At 53.1% G+C, this 15991-nt stretch carries 13 protein-coding genes; 1 reads left to right on the top strand and 12 read right to left on the bottom strand.

Features of this window, described 5'->3' with window-relative positions:
• Positions 1–11 precede the first annotated feature (11 nt).
• The 3 genes from ACT3RP_RS13630 to ACT3RP_RS13620 form a co-directional block, all read right to left on the bottom strand.
• Complete coding sequence (locus tag ACT3RP_RS13630) at positions 12–473, bottom strand: DUF6586 family protein (RefSeq protein WP_096279598.1); 462 nt, start codon at positions 471–473, stop codon at positions 12–14.
• A complete protein-coding gene (gene topA / locus ACT3RP_RS13625; protein WP_444625619.1) occupies positions 470–3097 on the bottom strand; it encodes a type I DNA topoisomerase in 2628 nt (875 codons plus the stop codon). The genes ACT3RP_RS13630 and topA overlap by 4 nt, the downstream gene beginning before the upstream one ends.
• Before the next feature lie 291 nt (positions 3098–3388).
• Positions 3389–5815 (bottom strand): DUF3141 domain-containing protein, encoded by a 2427-nt coding sequence (locus ACT3RP_RS13620; protein ID WP_483393988.1) that lies wholly within the window; start codon positions 5813–5815, stop codon positions 3389–3391.
• Between the two features lie 404 nt (positions 5816–6219).
• On the opposite strand from ACT3RP_RS13620, the gene lipA reads away from it, so the two are divergent.
• Positions 6220–7278, top strand: a complete 1059-nt coding sequence (gene lipA / locus ACT3RP_RS13615; protein ID WP_483393987.1) for a lipoyl synthase — start codon at positions 6220–6222, stop codon at positions 7276–7278.
• Between the two features lie 118 nt (positions 7279–7396).
• Here the strand turns inward: lipA and lipB are convergent, their stop codons facing one another.
• From lipB to rsfS, 9 genes are all read right to left on the bottom strand, one after another.
• Positions 7397–8062 carry a lipoyl(octanoyl) transferase LipB gene (gene lipB, locus ACT3RP_RS13610; protein WP_096279589.1) on the bottom strand — a complete coding sequence of 222 codons (666 nt, stop codon included), beginning with the start codon at positions 8060–8062 and terminating at the stop codon, positions 7397–7399.
• Between the two features lie 2 nt (positions 8063–8064).
• A complete protein-coding gene (locus ACT3RP_RS13605; protein ID WP_096279587.1) occupies positions 8065–8376 on the bottom strand; it encodes an HP0495 family protein in 312 nt (103 codons plus the stop codon).
• A 59-nt stretch (positions 8377–8435) separates the two neighbouring features.
• Entirely contained in the window at positions 8436–9635 is a 1200-nt protein-coding gene (locus ACT3RP_RS13600) for a D-alanyl-D-alanine carboxypeptidase family protein (RefSeq protein WP_096279585.1), read from the bottom strand.
• Positions 9636–9720: 85 nt separating this feature from the next.
• Positions 9721–10743: a septal ring lytic transglycosylase RlpA family protein gene (locus ACT3RP_RS13595; protein ID WP_483393986.1), complete on the bottom strand. Its 1023-nt coding sequence runs from the start codon at positions 10741–10743 to the stop codon at positions 9721–9723.
• 32 nt (positions 10744–10775) lie between these two features.
• Complete coding sequence (gene mltB / locus ACT3RP_RS13590) at positions 10776–11825, bottom strand: lytic murein transglycosylase B (protein WP_096279583.1); 1050 nt, start codon at positions 11823–11825, stop codon at positions 10776–10778.
• Positions 11826–11912: 87 nt separating this feature from the next.
• Positions 11913–13073, bottom strand: a complete 1161-nt coding sequence (rodA, locus tag ACT3RP_RS13585; RefSeq protein ID WP_096279581.1) for a rod shape-determining protein RodA — start codon at positions 13071–13073, stop codon at positions 11913–11915.
• A gap of 3 nt (positions 13074–13076) precedes the next feature.
• Positions 13077–14984: a penicillin-binding protein 2 gene (gene mrdA / locus ACT3RP_RS13580; RefSeq protein WP_096279579.1), complete on the bottom strand. Its 1908-nt coding sequence runs from the start codon at positions 14982–14984 to the stop codon at positions 13077–13079.
• A gap of 71 nt (positions 14985–15055) precedes the next feature.
• On the bottom strand, positions 15056–15523 hold the full coding sequence (gene rlmH / locus ACT3RP_RS13575) for a 23S rRNA (pseudouridine(1915)-N(3))-methyltransferase RlmH (RefSeq protein ID WP_096279577.1): 468 nt from the start codon (positions 15521–15523) through the stop codon (positions 15056–15058).
• Positions 15520–15906, bottom strand: a complete 387-nt coding sequence (gene rsfS / locus ACT3RP_RS13570; protein ID WP_096279575.1) for a ribosome silencing factor — start codon at positions 15904–15906, stop codon at positions 15520–15522. Before rsfS ends, rlmH begins: the two co-directional genes overlap by 4 nt.
• Positions 15907–15991 lie beyond the last annotated feature (85 nt).

Below are 15991 nucleotides of genomic sequence, written 5' to 3'. Positions count from 1 at the left end.
TTTTAGTAGACCTACCATTCCAAGCTAGTTTCCCGCAGAGCGCCTATTTCTCGCTTTGCTGCCTGGAGATTATCCAATAGCTGCTTGCGTAAATTCACTGGGCTACCCACTGCAATCATCGCGGGATTGTGCGCCGTACGCCGTGCGGCCCCATCGTCACTGTGCAAGCGCTCAAGCTGGGCCACGAGCCAGTGTAACCAACTCTCAGGATGGGCTCTTAAATCGCGCAGGCGTTGCAGCTCTGCTAAATTCACACCATCTTCTGCTAGCAGAATACGCCAAGCATGTTCTGACAACCGTGCATGCTCAGTGACTTCACGCAACAGCGACTCTAAAGCCAGCTCAAAGAGCGCCAACGCGCCCTCCTCCTGGGCCATCTGTCTCGCCGTGGCATGTTCGTCATCCCCGGCTGATAACGTGGCTAGCAGCTCAGCCTGATAGAGCAATTGATTGGTTCGGGACTGCGCACTCACTTACGCTTATCCTCCACGTGCCATTTGCCGGCATCAAACGTGGCTTTCCAGCCAGTGGCCTTACCTTCCTCATCGGTCATCACAAACTGCTCTTTACTCTTGCGAGAGTATCGAATCTGAGCCGGGCGTCCATCAGGATCTTCACTAGGCGCCTTGAGAATAAAGTGATATTTCTCTGGCAGCTCATCAGCATGCGCTTTCAATTCTTTGACTAACGGCGGCCGCGTTTCACGATTTTTAGGAAACTTGCTGGCTGCTAAAAATAGACCGCTTGCCCCATCGCGCAGCACGTAATGGTCGTCAACCTTCTGACAGGCCAGCTCCGGCATCGGAATCGGATCCATTTTGGGCGGCGCCACTTCGCCACTTTTCAATAGCTTGCGCGTATTTTTGCACTCACCATTGGTACAGCCAAAATACTTACCAAACCGGCCTGATTTAAGCTGCATCTCAGAGCCGCATTTATCGCACTCAATCACCGGGCCATCGTAGCCTTTAATCTTGAATTTACCACTCTCGACTTCGTAGCCATCGCAGTCTGGGCTATTGCCACAGATATGCAGCTTGCGCGTCTCATCGATTAAATAGCTGTCCATGGCCGTGCCACACTTGTGGCAGCGATTCTTCGCCCGCAGCGCGTTGGTTTCAGCGTCTTCTCCCGCGTCTTCGGCAACGGCCTCCTCACCCGGAATAAGGTCGATAGTCGTTTTGCAGCGCTCTTTTGGCGGCAGGTTATAGCCGCTACAGCCCAAGAAAACGCCCGTAGAAGCCGTTCGAATCTGCATATGACGACCGCAGCTAGGGCAGTCTATGTCTGTCGGCACCGGCTGATTGGGCCGCATACCATCATCGCTCTCTGCTTTAGCAAGCTCTTCACGGAACTCACCGTAGAAGTCGTCTAGCAAACCCTGCCAGTTGCGCTCACCTTCGGCAACTTCATCCAAGCTATCTTCCATACGAGCGGTGAACGAGAAATCCATCAAATCCGGGAACGATTCTTTTAGCCGTTCGGTGACAATATCACCAAGTTTTTCAGCATAAAAACGCCGGTTTTCTAATTTCACATAGCCGCGATCTTGAATCGTCGAAATAATAGAGGCGTAGGTTGAAGGTCGACCAATGCCCTGTTTTTCAAGCTCTTTAACCAGGCTTGCTTCGGTATAGCGTGGTGCAGGCTTAGTAAAGTGCTGCAGCGGATCAAGCGCTTCCAGCGCCATGGGCGTCCCCTGCGGCAAGTCAGGCAGGGTCTGGTCCTCATTTTTACCGCCGGGCTTCATTACCCGCGTATAGCCATCAAATTTGAGCACGCGGCCTTTGGCACGCAGCTCATAGCCATCGACCTCAACGCTCAGCGTGCTTGAAAGATACTGCGCGGGGGTCATTTGACAAGCCACAAACTGGCGCCAAATCAATTCATAAAGACGCTCTGCGTCACGCTCCATGCCCGCTAAATCGGTTGCTTTGCGCTCAACGCTTGAAGGGCGAATAGCTTCGTGAGCTTCTTGGGCGCTTTCTTTGCTGCTATAGCGATTAGGCGCTTCCGGCAGGTAGCGCTCACCAAACTCTTCACTAATGTACTCACGCACGCTTTCCACGGCGTCTTTCGACAAATTGGTGGAATCAGTACGCATGTAGGTAATGTAGCCAGCTTCGTAGAGGCGCTGAGCCATGGTCATGGTTTTCTTAACCGAAAAGCCTAACCGCCCACTCGCCGCTTGCTGCAGCGTAGAGGTAATAAAGGGAGCCGTGGGCTTTGAACTGGTGGGCTTATCTTCACGCGAGGTAATCGCTAGTTTGGCTTTCCTAAGCTGCTCAATACGCGCCAGCGTATCTTTTTCAGAGGTAGGCCTAAACGCTTTGCCGTCTTGGCGCACCAATGCGAAGCGCACTAGCTCGCCCTCTGGTGAGGCTAAGTCAGCGTGAACATCCCAAAACTCTTCAGGAATAAACGCACGGATTTCGCGCTCACGCTCAACAATTAAGCGCACGGCTACCGACTGCACTCGACCAGCTGACAGCCCCCGTGCCACTTTCGCCCATAGCAGCGGCGAGAGCATAAAGCCCACCACTCGGTCGAGGAAGCGTCGCGCTTGCTGTGCCTCTACACGGGGTATGTTAAGCACGCCAGGTGCTTTGAACGCGTCCTGGATCGCGTTTTTGGTGATCTCGTTAAACACCACGCGCTTGTAGCGGTCGTTATCGCCCCCGATGGTCTCGCGCAGGTGCCATGCAATGGCTTCCCCCTCGCGATCCAAATCCGTTGCGAGATAGACAGCATCAGCTTTCTCAGCCAGCTTTTTCAGCTCGGCAACGACTTTTTCTTTTCCGGGCAGCACTTCGTAGTGAGCTTCCCAACCGTTATTAGGATCGATGCCCATACGCCGAATTAGCTGATCTTGGCTTTTGCGCTTTTTATGCTCAACTTTCTCTTCCGCCGACATTTTGCGTGTCGCTGCGGCCTGGCGAGCGCGCTCCTTAGGGTCGGAGGCTGCCTTACCTGAGCCGCTGGTCGGCAGGTCACGGATGTGACCCACGCTCGACTTCACGATGAAATCGTTGCCGAGATATTTGTTAATCGTCTTCGCTTTAGCTGGCGACTCGACGATGACCAGTGACTTGCCCATAGTGCTCCACTTTCCTAATGCACGGGCTGACTCTAGCGCGTGCTCTGAATTCGGTGCCGTATCGCCGGGAAACAGGCCATTAAAAAGATACGGATGAAAAAATGCGCCTACCCTACCCCAGCCCTTGGCTAAGCGCCAGTAGCAACTAAGTAGTGGTGTGAATCCTTAAATTTCAGATAAAGAGTAGCTAGACACTAGACTGCCCTCGGCTTTACGGCAACCCAAAAAGTGCTGAAACAAACAACGCGCCCCCACCAAATAGGCGAGGGCGCGTTGAGCTAAGCGACTGATTTAGCGTTTGGGCGGTGTCTTTTTACCCGCGCCATTCGCAGGCTTCGCAACTGATTTACTGGCTGCCTTTTTCTCGGCACTAGCTAATGGCTTAACCGATTGCAATTTAGCGGGTGCACGCTCAGCGGCACTTGGCTTTGGCGTGGTGGGCTCAGCCACAGCGGCTGGTTTAGCGGCAGACTTGGGCTTAGCAACCGTTTTAGCGGGCGCTTTTGCCGGGGCGGCGGCGGGCTTGGCTGGCCTTGCTTTATCAAATAGCATTTTAATCTGTGCGAAGCGCTCTGCTGCACGTTCTGAAAGCTCACCGCTGGCGGCGAAAACATGCTCAAGCTGCTTCACATGGCCGCTAATATCGGCATTACTCAGCCCGTTGAGCAGTCCAGGCAACACATTTAACGCTTGCTCACGATCAAGCTTCAATATGAAGAACTGCTCGCGTACCAAACGCTTAAACTCACTGAGCTTAATGCCGGGCTCAAGCTCAGATCGCGAGGCGCGCAAACGCTTAAAATTACGTTCATCGGTCGCGGGTGCGCCGCCGAGCACATAAATAAGCGAGCGCATGACCGCCTCATGGGCGCCACCTTGCGCAATTTTTTCACGAATCTCTTCCTGGCGCTGCTTAACAAAGCGACGGTGCTCAGGCTCTGCACCAGGACGGCGACGATGCACGTGGGCATCGCCATGAAGACCCACAGCCGCCTGCAAAAATGGCTGCCCATAGATATCCATGAACATTTTTTCGGTATTGGCGTCACGTAAATCGCGCATGCTGTTTAAGCTAGCCACAAGCTGATCTGAGCCCATGGTCTCAAGTGCTTTAAACACATTGTCTTGAGAGATACAGTGACGATTCTTGCGCACTGCCTCCGCCATTACCGGCAGTGGCACTGACAATGGATTACGGTCAGACAGTAGCTTATAACCTAAACGAATGGGATGCATGCGGCGCATCCAGCGCGCGGCTTCAGGCGTAATGGTCGCTTTTAGCCAAGGCTGAAGGAAAAGGCGATACATGCCCAGATTAATTTCGGAAACACGCGCAACCGTTGCAAAACGGCGGTCATCCTCAGGCTTATGCATCACGTCCCGATCAAGCTCTTCAAAATTACGGGGCGTAAACTCCAGCAAATAATCGCGCTCGATTAACGCCGGGTCGTGATGATCATCGGTATGCGTCACCGTGGTTTCATACAGCCCCGGTGGCATCACATCAATATAATCCATATTGGCGGTGAACTCGGTATGCTCTTTACGCGAGACGCTGCCCGATACAAAAATTCCTAAATGGCCAGTGGTGTCGTGCTGACAATAGACTATGGTTTGCTCATTAGCGATAAGATCATCTTCGTCTTCATAAAGATCACGAATCCAGCCCAATGCTTGAGGCGGCGGCGTTATATCATCGCCTTTTGAACAGAAAACGACGATCGGTGAGCGAACATTGCGCAGATCAATACGACGACCGTCTTGGGTCACTAACTGTGCGGTAGAAAGCCGGTTCCCGACAAACAAGTTATCGACGATGTATTGAATTTCTTCACCGCCAAGCACAACGTGGCCACCCCACCAGCGTTCAAAATCAAGGTAGCGACCCGCCTCGGTATCAATATTGTCGTAAAGGTGATATTGCTTTTTCCAGTGAGTGTTCGCTGGATTGAGGCGCTCAAAATTCTGTACCAGCCAGGCACCGTCAAACATGCCGTCGCCGATATCGCTCGTTAACGCAGTAATCCAACTGCCGCCCGACATTCCACCGGTATAACGCATGGGTGCCTTACCGTGCTCGCCAGCCCAGTAAGAAAGCGGCGCGCCGGCAATCAATATAGGCCCAAACACATCAGGCTCTAAGGCAGCCCCCATCATAAGCTGCCAACCCGCCTGGCAGTTGCCAACGACCATGGGTCTTTCGGTAGTTTCCGGATGCAATTCTATAACATGACGCAAGAAGGCGATTTCTGCCTCAACCACATCCTCAACGGTTTGGCCTGGCTCAGGGAAAGGCAGAAAACCTATAAAATAGCAGGGATGGCCAGCTTTCAGCGCGACGCCTAGCTCGCTATCAGGTTTAAAACCACCGATGCCTGGCCCATGCCCCGCGCGCGGATCTACAACGACAAAGGGCCGCTTTTGTAGATCAGTTTCAGTACCTTCATGGGGCAGTACGCGCAGTAGCTCATAGTTGGTTGGTCGCGGCAGCGTGCGCCCATCCATTAACACTTCGGTATCGAAACCCAACACATTGGGCTTAGTCTGCTCCATATGTTCAAGGTATTGATTGCCGCGTTCGCGCATGACATCTAAATACAAAACACTACGCTCAACGCTATCGCGCCAGTAATCAAAGGCCGCACGCCCAAAGCCAAACGGATCAAATAAAGGCGTAAGCGTGGAACTAGAAAGCAAAGGATTTGCCAGAAAATTCATAGGTCCCCCCATTGGGCAGATGCACAAGCATCAGACCCGAAAGCAATGATGCTGCAACGCAACATAGTTTAGGACACTAGCTGCATGACGTCGATCTTTAGCCAAAAATAAATGCCCTCGCTATTTTTAAGGCTATTTTCACATCTCTTTTTCATGACTATTAAGTGCCGCTCTTCAGTTCTTTCAACTGGGCATCTGGCCCTTAGCACGACAGCCCGTAGACCGATTCGGGTTGCCCTGGCAGTGGCGCCTATCGGTGTCTTGTTGACGGCGAGATATGTTACATTAGCGCCCATTAGGCTAAAGAATTATCCAGCGAGTTACGCATCAACTGGCAGGCTGAGTGAGAGGTGAGCGCCCCCTCCGTTACCATGCCTACCGCACAATAGAGAGGCTCTGTCCCTATGAGCAAGATTCCCTCGCAGCGCGTGTCTAGCGGTGAAAAATTCCGTAATGAACATGGCATGTCGGTAATTAAGGATGGCATGAAGCAGCGCAAAGAGCAGGCAGAAACCCCTACTCTTGAGCGCAAGCCAAAGTGGTTACGTGCTCAGATCCCGGGTGGCGAACGCTTTGAAGCGGTGAAGAAAAACGTCGCCACGCATCGACTTAGCACCGTATGTGCGGAATCACACTGTCCTAATATGGGCGAGTGCTGGAGCAACGGCACGGCAACTATCATGCTGATGGGCTCCGTCTGCACACGCGCATGCCGCTTCTGCGCAGTAGACACCGGCAACCCACAAGGATGGCTGGATCTTGAAGAGCCTGAAAACACGGCCAAGTCAGTCGAGCTGATGGGGCTGCGCTATATTGTACTGACCTCGGTAGATCGTGATGATCTAGACGATGGCGGTGCAACGCATTACGCCAACTGCGTAAGCGCCATTAAAGCGCGCACGCCGGACGTTGTCGTTGAGGCGTTAACACCTGACTTTGATGGCGAACTCACGGCGATTGAGCGCGTCGTTGATTCCGGGCTACAGGTATTTGCCCAAAACGTTGAAACCGTTGAGCGATTAACGGGGCGCGTACGTGACCGGCGTGCAGGCTATCGTAAAACTCTTGATGTGCTTGCTCATGCCAAGCGCTACCGTCCTGACATCATCACCAAAACCAGCATAATGCTGGGATTAGGTGAAACCGACGAAGAGATCTTACAAACGTTTGACGACCTGCGTGAAATAGGTGTCGACATTGTGACGCTTGGGCAATATCTGCGCCCAACCAAAAACCACTTGCCGGTAGAGCGCTGGGTAACACCAGAAGAATTTGATCGCTACCGTGAGATTGGTCTTGAAAAGGGCTTTATGGAAGTTCCATCAGGTCCGCTCGTGCGCTCAAGCTATCGCGCTGACCGCGTTTTTGAAAAGAATAACCTAGGCCTTGCCTCACCTGCAGCCATTCCCGGCCAGCATCAAGAACCCGATCCCAATCGTATTCCTACGTTCAATGTAGGCTAGGCATAAAAAAGCCGCTGTACTGAAAGCTAACCTCTAGGCTCCCGGTACAGCGGCAATTTATAGCATTGAGAAATCATGTATCTAGAACATAACGGTTCTAGACAAAAGCCCTAAAAAATTAGTGTGCTGGCAACGGCTCAACGAGCAATAAACGGCGCTTTAACTGAGCCGCTAACGCTTGCGCCAACTGATCGCCTACGCAGTGCTCATCAGGTAATGTCACAAAATCTGACAATTTCGCCATCGGCATGCCGGCATAACCACACGGATTAATGCGCAGAAAAGGCGATAAATCGCCATCCACGTTTAACGCCACCCCATGAAAACTGGCACCCCGTCTAATACGCAGCCCTAGCGAGGCGATTTTTTGCTCACCTGCCCCGCCAGCAACATAAACGCCAGGCGCGTCAGGTTTGGCATATGCATTAAGACCATAGCTGCTCAATACCTCAATCACCGCGCGCTCCAACGCGGTCACCAAATCACGCACACCGATCTTACCCCTGCGCACATCTAAAAGCGGATAAAGCACCACTTGGCCAGGGCCATGGTAGGTGACCTGACCGCCGCGATCAGTCTGCACAACTGGGATATCGCCGGGCATTAGCAAATGCTCCGGCTTACCTGCCTGGCCCTGAGTAAATACAGGGTCGTGCTCAACTAGCCAGAATTGATCAGGCGTATGCTCATCTCGGGTATCGGTCAGCGAGCGCATCGCCTCCCATATCGGAAGATACGGCTGGCGACCTAAACGATGTAGCTCAATCGGCGCCGAATCTTGCACGATTACACCACCATATGGACACGACCGGTAGCCTTTAGAGCATCAAACAATTGTTTTATTTGCTGCTCACCCGTTGCTCTAATCACCACACGCACTGACTGGAAACGCCCGTTTCGACTGTCAACCACCTGCATCGTGGTCGCATCGAAATCAGCAGCGTATTGCACAATGACTTGGCATACGCTGGCCGGAAAATCGTCCGCGGCGTCTCCTACGATTTTTAATGAATAATCACAGGGAAAGGTGATTTTAGGCGGCTCCAGCACTGCCGGCTGGCGCAAATCGCGGACTCCCTGAGGGACACCTTTTTTCATAGCAAACCTTTCATCGTCAATATACGTTTGGACTAATCAGCGAACATACCAACGTCAAACTAGTCGGTAAAGTTACTGATCAGACCGCTAAAGAAGCGCTGAACCTGATCAAACAGACGCTTGAACAGCCCACCCTCTTCAACATTTTCCAAAGCGACTAAACGACGCTCGCCCACGATTTCATCACCCAGGTGCACTTCTAGCGTACCCACCTCGTCGCCAATGGCAATCGGCGCTTTCAGGTCTGGATCAAGATTCAGGCGAGCGCGAAGTTCTTCATTACGATTGCGCGGCAGAGTCATGAAGACTTCTTCATCAACGCCGACTCGCAGTTCGTTAATATCACCACCCCAAACGCGCGGCGTAGCGAGAACAGCGCCACGCTCGTAAAGCTTCATCGTTTCAAAGAAGCGGAAGCCGTAGCTAAGCAGCTTTTGCGTTTCCTGAGCACGCGCTTCGTCAGAATTGGTGCCCATGACAACAGAAATCAAACGCATGTCGTCACGCTTTGCCGAAGATACCAAACAGAAACCCGCTTCGGTTGTCCAGCCAGTCTTAAGCCCATCTACCGAGGTGTCACGCCACAGCAAGCGATTGCGGTTGGGCTGATCAATGCCGCCAAAGGCGAAGGAGCGATGCGAGTAGATTTCATAATGGTCAGGATAATCATTGATGATATGGCGTGACAAGCGCGCCAGATCATGGGCGGTTGAGTAATGATTTTCAGCAGGCAAACCAGTAGCGTTCTGGAAGTTAGTGTCGTTCATGCCCAAACGCGTGGCGTGCTGATTCATCAGGTCTGCAAAAGGCGCTTCGCCACCGGCCAAATGCTCGGCCATGGCCACACTCGCATCGTTGCCTGAAACGATAATGATACCGTGGAGCAGGTTATCGACAGAAACTTGGTCGCCTACTTCAATAAACATTTTCGAGCCGCCGGTGCGCCAAGCGTTCTCGCTGACATTAACCATGTCGGTCAGATTGATGGTGCCTCGATTAAGCTCGCGCTCAACCAAGTAAGCGGTCATCAGCTTGGTCAGGCTGGCCGGGGGAAGGCGTTCATCCGAGTTATGCTCGGCCAATATGCGACCACTATTGGCATCCATGAGTATCCACGAACTTGCCGCTAACTGTGGTGCCGCCGGAATAATTGTTTGTGGCTGAGGAATTACCTGGGCAGCGGCAGGCAAAGTAACAGTTGCCATGGCAGCAAAAAGGCACAGCCGTGCAGAGCGGCCAATGGATGTAAACACGTTCATAACGTCAGTCTCACTTACTTGAAAGCTTACTTGGAAAAAAACAGCGGCGCGTCAGTCGCGCCGCCAGAAATAGATAGGCAGTGAATTATCGCACAACAAACACTTGAGGGAAGCCCGCTTGACGTAACGCTTCACGTGCTTGAGATTCTTGCGCCGGTGCAATAGGGCCCACCTGCACTCGATACATATCCGCGTCGTTCATTATACGCACTGAGTGCGGTTGTTCACCTTCCAACCGTTGCTGTAACTGCTGTGCACCTTCGGGACTACCCAAAGCGGCAATCTGTAGATACATAGCCCCACTGCTATCACCGGCTGTCGTAGGTGCCGATGGCTCTTGAACAACAGGCGCTTGAGCAACCGCTGTTTGAACAGGAGCAGCTGGCACGGGTGCAGCGGGCTGCTGCGTGGCAACGCTAGGCGACGGACGAGTCGCGGGCACCTGACTCACGGCACGTTCCGGGGTTGCCCCACCACGTTCAGCGACCCAACGTTCGGAATCAATAGCCTCCACTTTCACAGGCCCCGTACCGTTATCGAGAAAGCCTAGCCGAGCCGCTGCCGCGTAGGACAAATCGATTTCACGATCACTGTGGAACGGGCCGCGATCGTTAACCCTGACAATAATCGACTGGCCGCTATCGAGACTTGTTACGCGCGCATAGGTAGGCAATGGCAGTGAACGGTGAGCTGCCGACATTTTATACATGTCGTAAATTTCCCCGTTTGAGGTGGCATAGCCATGAAATTTTTCACCATACCACGACGCCGTACCGCGTCTTTCGTAGCCTGTCGCATCAGGCAATACGTGGTACGTTTTGCCCCACACTTCATAGGTCGAACGGTTACCACCTGCTGAGGGTTGCTCAATACGCGGCTCTGCATCCGGCACTTTGGCAACATCCGGCGGCTCAATCGGGTAAGCATCGCCCGTTAACGCGTAGCGCCCTCCAGCCGTATTGGCAGCCGTTGGCGCTGGGGCCGTAGCGGCAGCTTGATTGGCTGAGCTGGGCGTATCAGTACGCTGAACGTTGTTGCTCGCACAGCCGCCAACCAATGCCATTATGGCGAGTACACCGCCCGCTCTCAGAGGCACTGTAAGCTGCATTTTCGCTAATCGTAACGCTGATAAATGAGCATTCATTCCTCGTCCTCATATCGCTCAGCAATCGCTTCTGATAGCTCAGCCACGGCCATTGCATACAGGTGACTATGGTTGTAGCGGGTAATAGCATAAAAATTATACTCACCAAACCGATAGTGCGTTTCACCATCAGCAAACTCAAGTGCCAGCGGTATCACCGGCAAATCGCTGTCTAACGGCTCGTTAGGCTCAATGCCGTGCGCGGAGAGCTCAGCAACACTCACCGTAGGCGCTGAGGTTTGATTGAACGAAAGTTCATCCAATAGCTCGACGGGCAATACGTCAGGGCCACTGGCCAGGTGATAGATAGGCGCGTCCTGCTTCCAACCATGTACGGCGAAGTAATTAGCAACACTGCCAATAGCATCGACTGGATTCTCCCACAGGTCACGAATTCCATCGCCATCAAAATCGACGGCGTAGGCTTGATAACTCGTAGGAATAAACTGCGGGTAACCCATAGCCCCAGCGTAAGAGCCCTGTAACTCAGCGGGATCAACATGCTGCTCATACGCTATGCGTAAGAAAGCGGCCAGTTCACCACGAAAAAACGCACCTCTTGTGGGGTGATAAAACGCCAGCGTCGCAAGCGAATCTAGCACACGGTGCTGCCCCTTATGACGCCCGTAATACGTTTCAACACCGATAATGGCGGTGATAACTTCTGCGGGAACTCCGTAGGTGCTTTCGGCACGTGCTAAAGCATCAGCATGAGCGTTAATAAATTCAGCGCCTTCTTGAATACGCTGCTCGGTCATAAAAATATTGCGATACTCGTACCAACGCAGGCGACGCTCCGCCGCTCCTTCCATAGCATCTAGCACGCTTTGCGTGTAACTCGCCTGCCCCAGCGCTTCTTCCACCCACGCTTTTGGCAGGCCCTCTGCGACGAGTTCATCTACCAGCGCTTGACTATCCGTATTGTACTGCGGAGCAACCTGCTGTTGAGACGCCTGCGAAGGCTCGTCGGCTAGCGCCGCTGGCGTTACCCAGCACATCAGCGCTGCTAAAAAATAGCTGCTCGTCCTGCCGTGAATCCCGTTCATTTTTCTACTCCTGAACATTTCATTCCTGAGGCCTCCATTCCCGAGCAACGCGCGCGAACAGCACAAGTGGAGCCTTGCACATTATCTCTAACGCGACAGCAGCCGACGGTGGGCATGTATAGACATGAGAATACCGAAACCCGCTAACAAGGTCACGCTTGAGGTGCCACCATAACTCACCAGCGGTAGCGGCACGCCTACAACAGGCAGAATTCCGCTCACCATGCCCATGTTGACAAACACATAGATAAAAAACGTCAATATAATGCTGCCTGCGACCAAGCGACCAAAGGTATCCTGAGCAGAGCTTGCCATCCATAAACCGCGACTCACGATCAGCAGATACAAACACAGCAGCACCAGCATCCCCACCAACCCGAACTCTTCGCCTAATACGGCAATAATGAAATCCGTGTGCCGCTCGGGTAAAAACTCTAGCTGCGACTGAGTGCCTTGAAGCCAGCCTTTACCCCATATTCCACCACTGCCAATGGCCGTGGTCGATTGAATAATATTCCAACCCGAACCCAAGGGGTCGCTTTCAGGGTTTAAAAACGTTAGTACCCGTTGACGTTGATAATTATGCATATTCATCCACAGTACCGGAACGCCCGCGGCGCCCAGTACGGCAATAAATCCTATCAATCGCCACGACAAGCCTGCTAGCAGCACCACAATTAACGCCGCGCTGGCGACTAAAAGCGAGGTTCCCAGGTCTGGCTGAATCGCCGTTAACACTACCGGCACCCCAATAATCACACCACATACGATGATATCGCGCAGGCGCGGCGGTAGTTCACAGCGGCTAAGGTAGGCCGCCACCATTATAGGAGCCGCTAATTTCATCATCTCGGAGGGCTGAAAACGAATCACGCCGGGAATTTCCAACCACCGCTTGGCACCCATCCCCACATCGCCAACTAAATCAACCGCCAATAGCATTGCTACACCGATCCCGTAGCCAAGTGGCGCCCAGCGTAGAAAAGTCGACGGAGAGAACTGCGCAATAATCACCATCACCGTCAGCGCTAGGCAAAAACGCACGCCTTGAGCAATGACAGAGTCAAGAGACTGACCAGAGGCGCTATAAAGAACCACTAAACCACCGCCCATCAAGACGAGCAGTAGCCCCAGTAACCAAGGGTCAAGATGGATTCGCTCCCAAATACTTTTACGCCGTGAAATACCGCTATCCGGCGGACGGACGGGATGGCCACGCATTGATCGAGCTATAAAATGCCACGGCATGGCTTAGTTTCCCTCCACATTGGCATTATCATCCGCTAGCGCTTCGCGCACTTCTTCCACGTCAGGCGCTTCATCCTCTAGAAGCCAAGCATCGGTCATGGCCCGCGCCAGGTGGGCAGCATGCGTACTACCGCCACCGGCATTCTCAACAATAACGGAAACAGCGATTTGAGGGTCGTCTAACGGTGCAAACGCCACAAACAACGCGTGGTCACGCAGCCGCTCTGCTAGCTCATCCGCGTTATAGCGCTGGTCTTGACCTAGCGAAAACACTTGCGCAGTGCCTGACTTACCGCCCATACGATACTCAAGTCCAGCGCCGGTGCGGCGAGCGGTTCCTTCGCTACCGCTTAACACCTTTTCCATACCGCTGAAAACGCGATCCCACCAGCCATCGTTGGCCAACGTTATATCGTCCAAGGTGTCTGGGAGGTCTCGGGGAACAGGTGTATCGCCAATTTGGCGCGCTAGCCGTGGCCTAACCCAGTGGCCGCGGTTGGCCAGCGTCGCAGTGGCGCTAGCAAGCTGCAAAGGCGTCACCTGCCAATAACCCTGCCCGATGCCTACTGACAGGGTTTCACCCGGGTACCAGGGCTGGTTAAAGCGCCCACGCTTCCAATCCCGAGAAGGCATTAGAGCGCCACTTTCGCCCTGAACGTCGTACGCCACGCGCCGACCGAAACCAAAGTCACTCATGCGATCATGCAGGCTATCAATACCCAAGTCATGGGCCAAGGTATAGAAGTAAGTGTTATTAGATACCGCTAACGCTCGCTCTAAATCTACCCGCCCGTGCCCCCAACGCAGCCAGTTGCGGTAGCGGCGCGTATCGTTAGGCAATTGATAGTAGCCAGGGTCATTAATCGTGCTGTCGGGTGTAATCACGCCCTCGGAAAGCCCCGCCAGCGCTAAAAAAGGTTTAATTGTAGAGCCAGGTGGATAGTGGCCACGAATGGCGCGGTTAAACAAAGGCAGATCAAGATTTTCCTGCAGAGCGCGATAAGAAGCCACATCGATACCGGTGACAAACTGGTTACTATCAAACCCTGGTGTGGACACCATCGCCAGAATTTCGCCCGTTGCAGGCGCGATAGCGACGATGGAGCCGCGACGGCCATCAAGCAGCTCATACGCGAGCATTTGAAGCGATTTATCCAACGTTAAAGTCAGGTTTTCGCCTGGCACAGGGTCGGTTCGCCCCAGCTCTCTTAGTACTCGACCGCGGGCATTGGTTTCTACCTTGCGCAAGCCCGCCTGGCCGTGAAGCTCTTCTTCATAAAAGCGCTCGATGCCCGTTTTGCCAATAAAATGCGTGCCCGCATAGCGGCCCGCATCCAGGGTCTCCATTTCTTGGGCGTTTATACGTCCCACATAGCCCAATGCGTGGGCCATGACTTCAGCATCGGGATAAAAGCGCAGCGGCTGGGCCTCCACTTCTACACCCGGTAGTCGATGGCGATTAACCGCTAAACGCGCAATTTGCTCTTCACTAAGATCGCTGGTCAATAGCGCGGGCTGATAAGGTCGTTGACGCTGACGCGAGCGAACATTGAATGCCTCAATCTCTTCTTCAGGCAACTCGAGCAGGTCGACTAAAAGCGCCAGCGTTTCATCTAAATTATCGACCCGCTCACGCACCAACGTTAAGTTATAGGTCGGACGATTTTCTGCCAGCAGAACGCCATTACGGTCGTAAATCAAACCTCGGTTGGGCGGCAGTGGCTCCACGCGTACACGGTTATTTTCAGAGCGTGTGCTGTACAAATCATGTTGAACGATTTGTAAGTAGACCAATCGGCTCGTTAATAGGCAGGCAAGTAACAACACGGCTAAGATAGCGATCAGCGCCCTGACTCGAAAAATACGCAGCTCTTGCTCGGAGTTTTTAAGCGTGTTGGGGCGCTTGAGCATGGCAAAAATGACTCTCAAATCGAATAATGAGCGCCGCAAGTCGAGAACAGTGGTTGCCCACCATTCAATCTTTAGCGGTGATAGGGATGGCCCACTAGCAGTGTCCAAGCACGATATAGCTGCTCAGCCAGCATAATACGAACCAGAGGATGAGGTAGCGTTAAAGGGGAAAGCGACCAGGCTTTTTCCGCCATCGCCGAAAGCGAAGGCTCAAGCCCATCGGGCCCACCGACCAGCAGAACAATATCGCGCCCGGTCATACGCCAATCATCGGCTTCCTGGGCTAATTGCTCGGTGGTCCACGGCTTACCTTTCACTTCCAATGCAACAACGTACTCATCACCACGCAGCTTATCGCGAATCCGCTGTGCTTCTTGAGCACGCGCTTTTGCAATGTCGGCATTTTTGCCACGTTGCCCAAGCGCAATTTCTTCAATCTCGAGATTAAAATCTCGCGGCAGCCGTTTGCGGTAGGTCTCCACGCCCTCTTCTACCCAGGCAGGCATTTTGTTACCCACGGCTAACAGCCGAATTTTCATGACATACTGGCCCGCTCGCGGAAGCGTTCAAGCGATTCGTCAATAGCGTTAGAGTCGCTCGGCAAATCAGCCCAAAGACGCTCTAAATCATACAAAAGCCGCGCTTCAGGCATCATGACGTGCACTACAATGTCGCCTAGGTCGACAAGCACCCAGTCAGCATTATCGCCACCTTCAACACCCAGAGGACGCAGCCCGGCCGCTTTGGCTTTTTCAACCACGTTTTGGGCAATCGCGGCTACGTGCCGAGTAGATGTACCACTGGCAATCAGCATGAGGTCAGTGACCTCGGTTAATTTGGAAACATCCAAGTGCGTAATGTCACGTGCTTTTAGCTCTTCTAGCGCGTCAACCGCTAGGCTTTTCAATGTATCGATGTGCATGACTCCTAAAGACAACCTCGTTCGATAACCGGTCAATAAAGCCGGCCATTGTAACGGCTTCTTTGCTGACTGCCAGCGCTATATC

This window comes from Halomonas sp. AOP5-B2-8, assembly GCF_052376475.1.
In the GTDB taxonomy this organism is placed as follows: domain Bacteria; phylum Pseudomonadota; class Gammaproteobacteria; order Pseudomonadales; family Halomonadaceae; genus Vreelandella; species Vreelandella casei.
This window is presented reverse-complemented; position numbering and strand designations above follow the sequence as displayed.

Excerpts from the sequence above, each read along its gene's own strand:
- rsfS (WP_096279575.1), bottom strand. The coding sequence starts at position 15,906 with ATGCACATCGATACATTGAAAAGCCTAGCGGTTGACGCGCTAGAAGAG.
- mltB (WP_096279583.1), bottom strand. The coding sequence starts at position 11,825 with ATGAACGGGATTCACGGCAGGACGAGCAGCTATTTTTTAGCAGCGCTG.
- mrdA (WP_096279579.1), bottom strand. The coding sequence starts at position 14,984 with ATGCTCAAGCGCCCCAACACGCTTAAAAACTCCGAGCAAGAGCTGCGT.
- rlmH (WP_096279577.1), bottom strand. The coding sequence starts at position 15,523 with ATGAAAATTCGGCTGTTAGCCGTGGGTAACAAAATGCCTGCCTGGGTA.
- ACT3RP_RS13595 (WP_483393986.1), bottom strand. The coding sequence starts at position 10,743 with ATGCAGCTTACAGTGCCTCTGAGAGCGGGCGGTGTACTCGCCATAATG.
- topA (WP_444625619.1), bottom strand. The coding sequence starts at position 3,097 with ATGGGCAAGTCACTGGTCATCGTCGAGTCGCCAGCTAAAGCGAAGACG.
- rodA (WP_096279581.1), bottom strand. The coding sequence starts at position 13,073 with ATGCCGTGGCATTTTATAGCTCGATCAATGCGTGGCCATCCCGTCCGT.
- ACT3RP_RS13605 (WP_096279587.1), bottom strand. The coding sequence starts at position 8,376 with ATGAAAAAAGGTGTCCCTCAGGGAGTCCGCGATTTGCGCCAGCCGGCA.
- ACT3RP_RS13620 (WP_483393988.1), bottom strand. The coding sequence starts at position 5,815 with ATGAATTTTCTGGCAAATCCTTTGCTTTCTAGTTCCACGCTTACGCCT.
- ACT3RP_RS13600 (WP_096279585.1), bottom strand. The coding sequence starts at position 9,635 with ATGAACGTGTTTACATCCATTGGCCGCTCTGCACGGCTGTGCCTTTTT.
- lipA (WP_483393987.1), top strand. The coding sequence starts at position 6,220 with ATGAGCAAGATTCCCTCGCAGCGCGTGTCTAGCGGTGAAAAATTCCGT.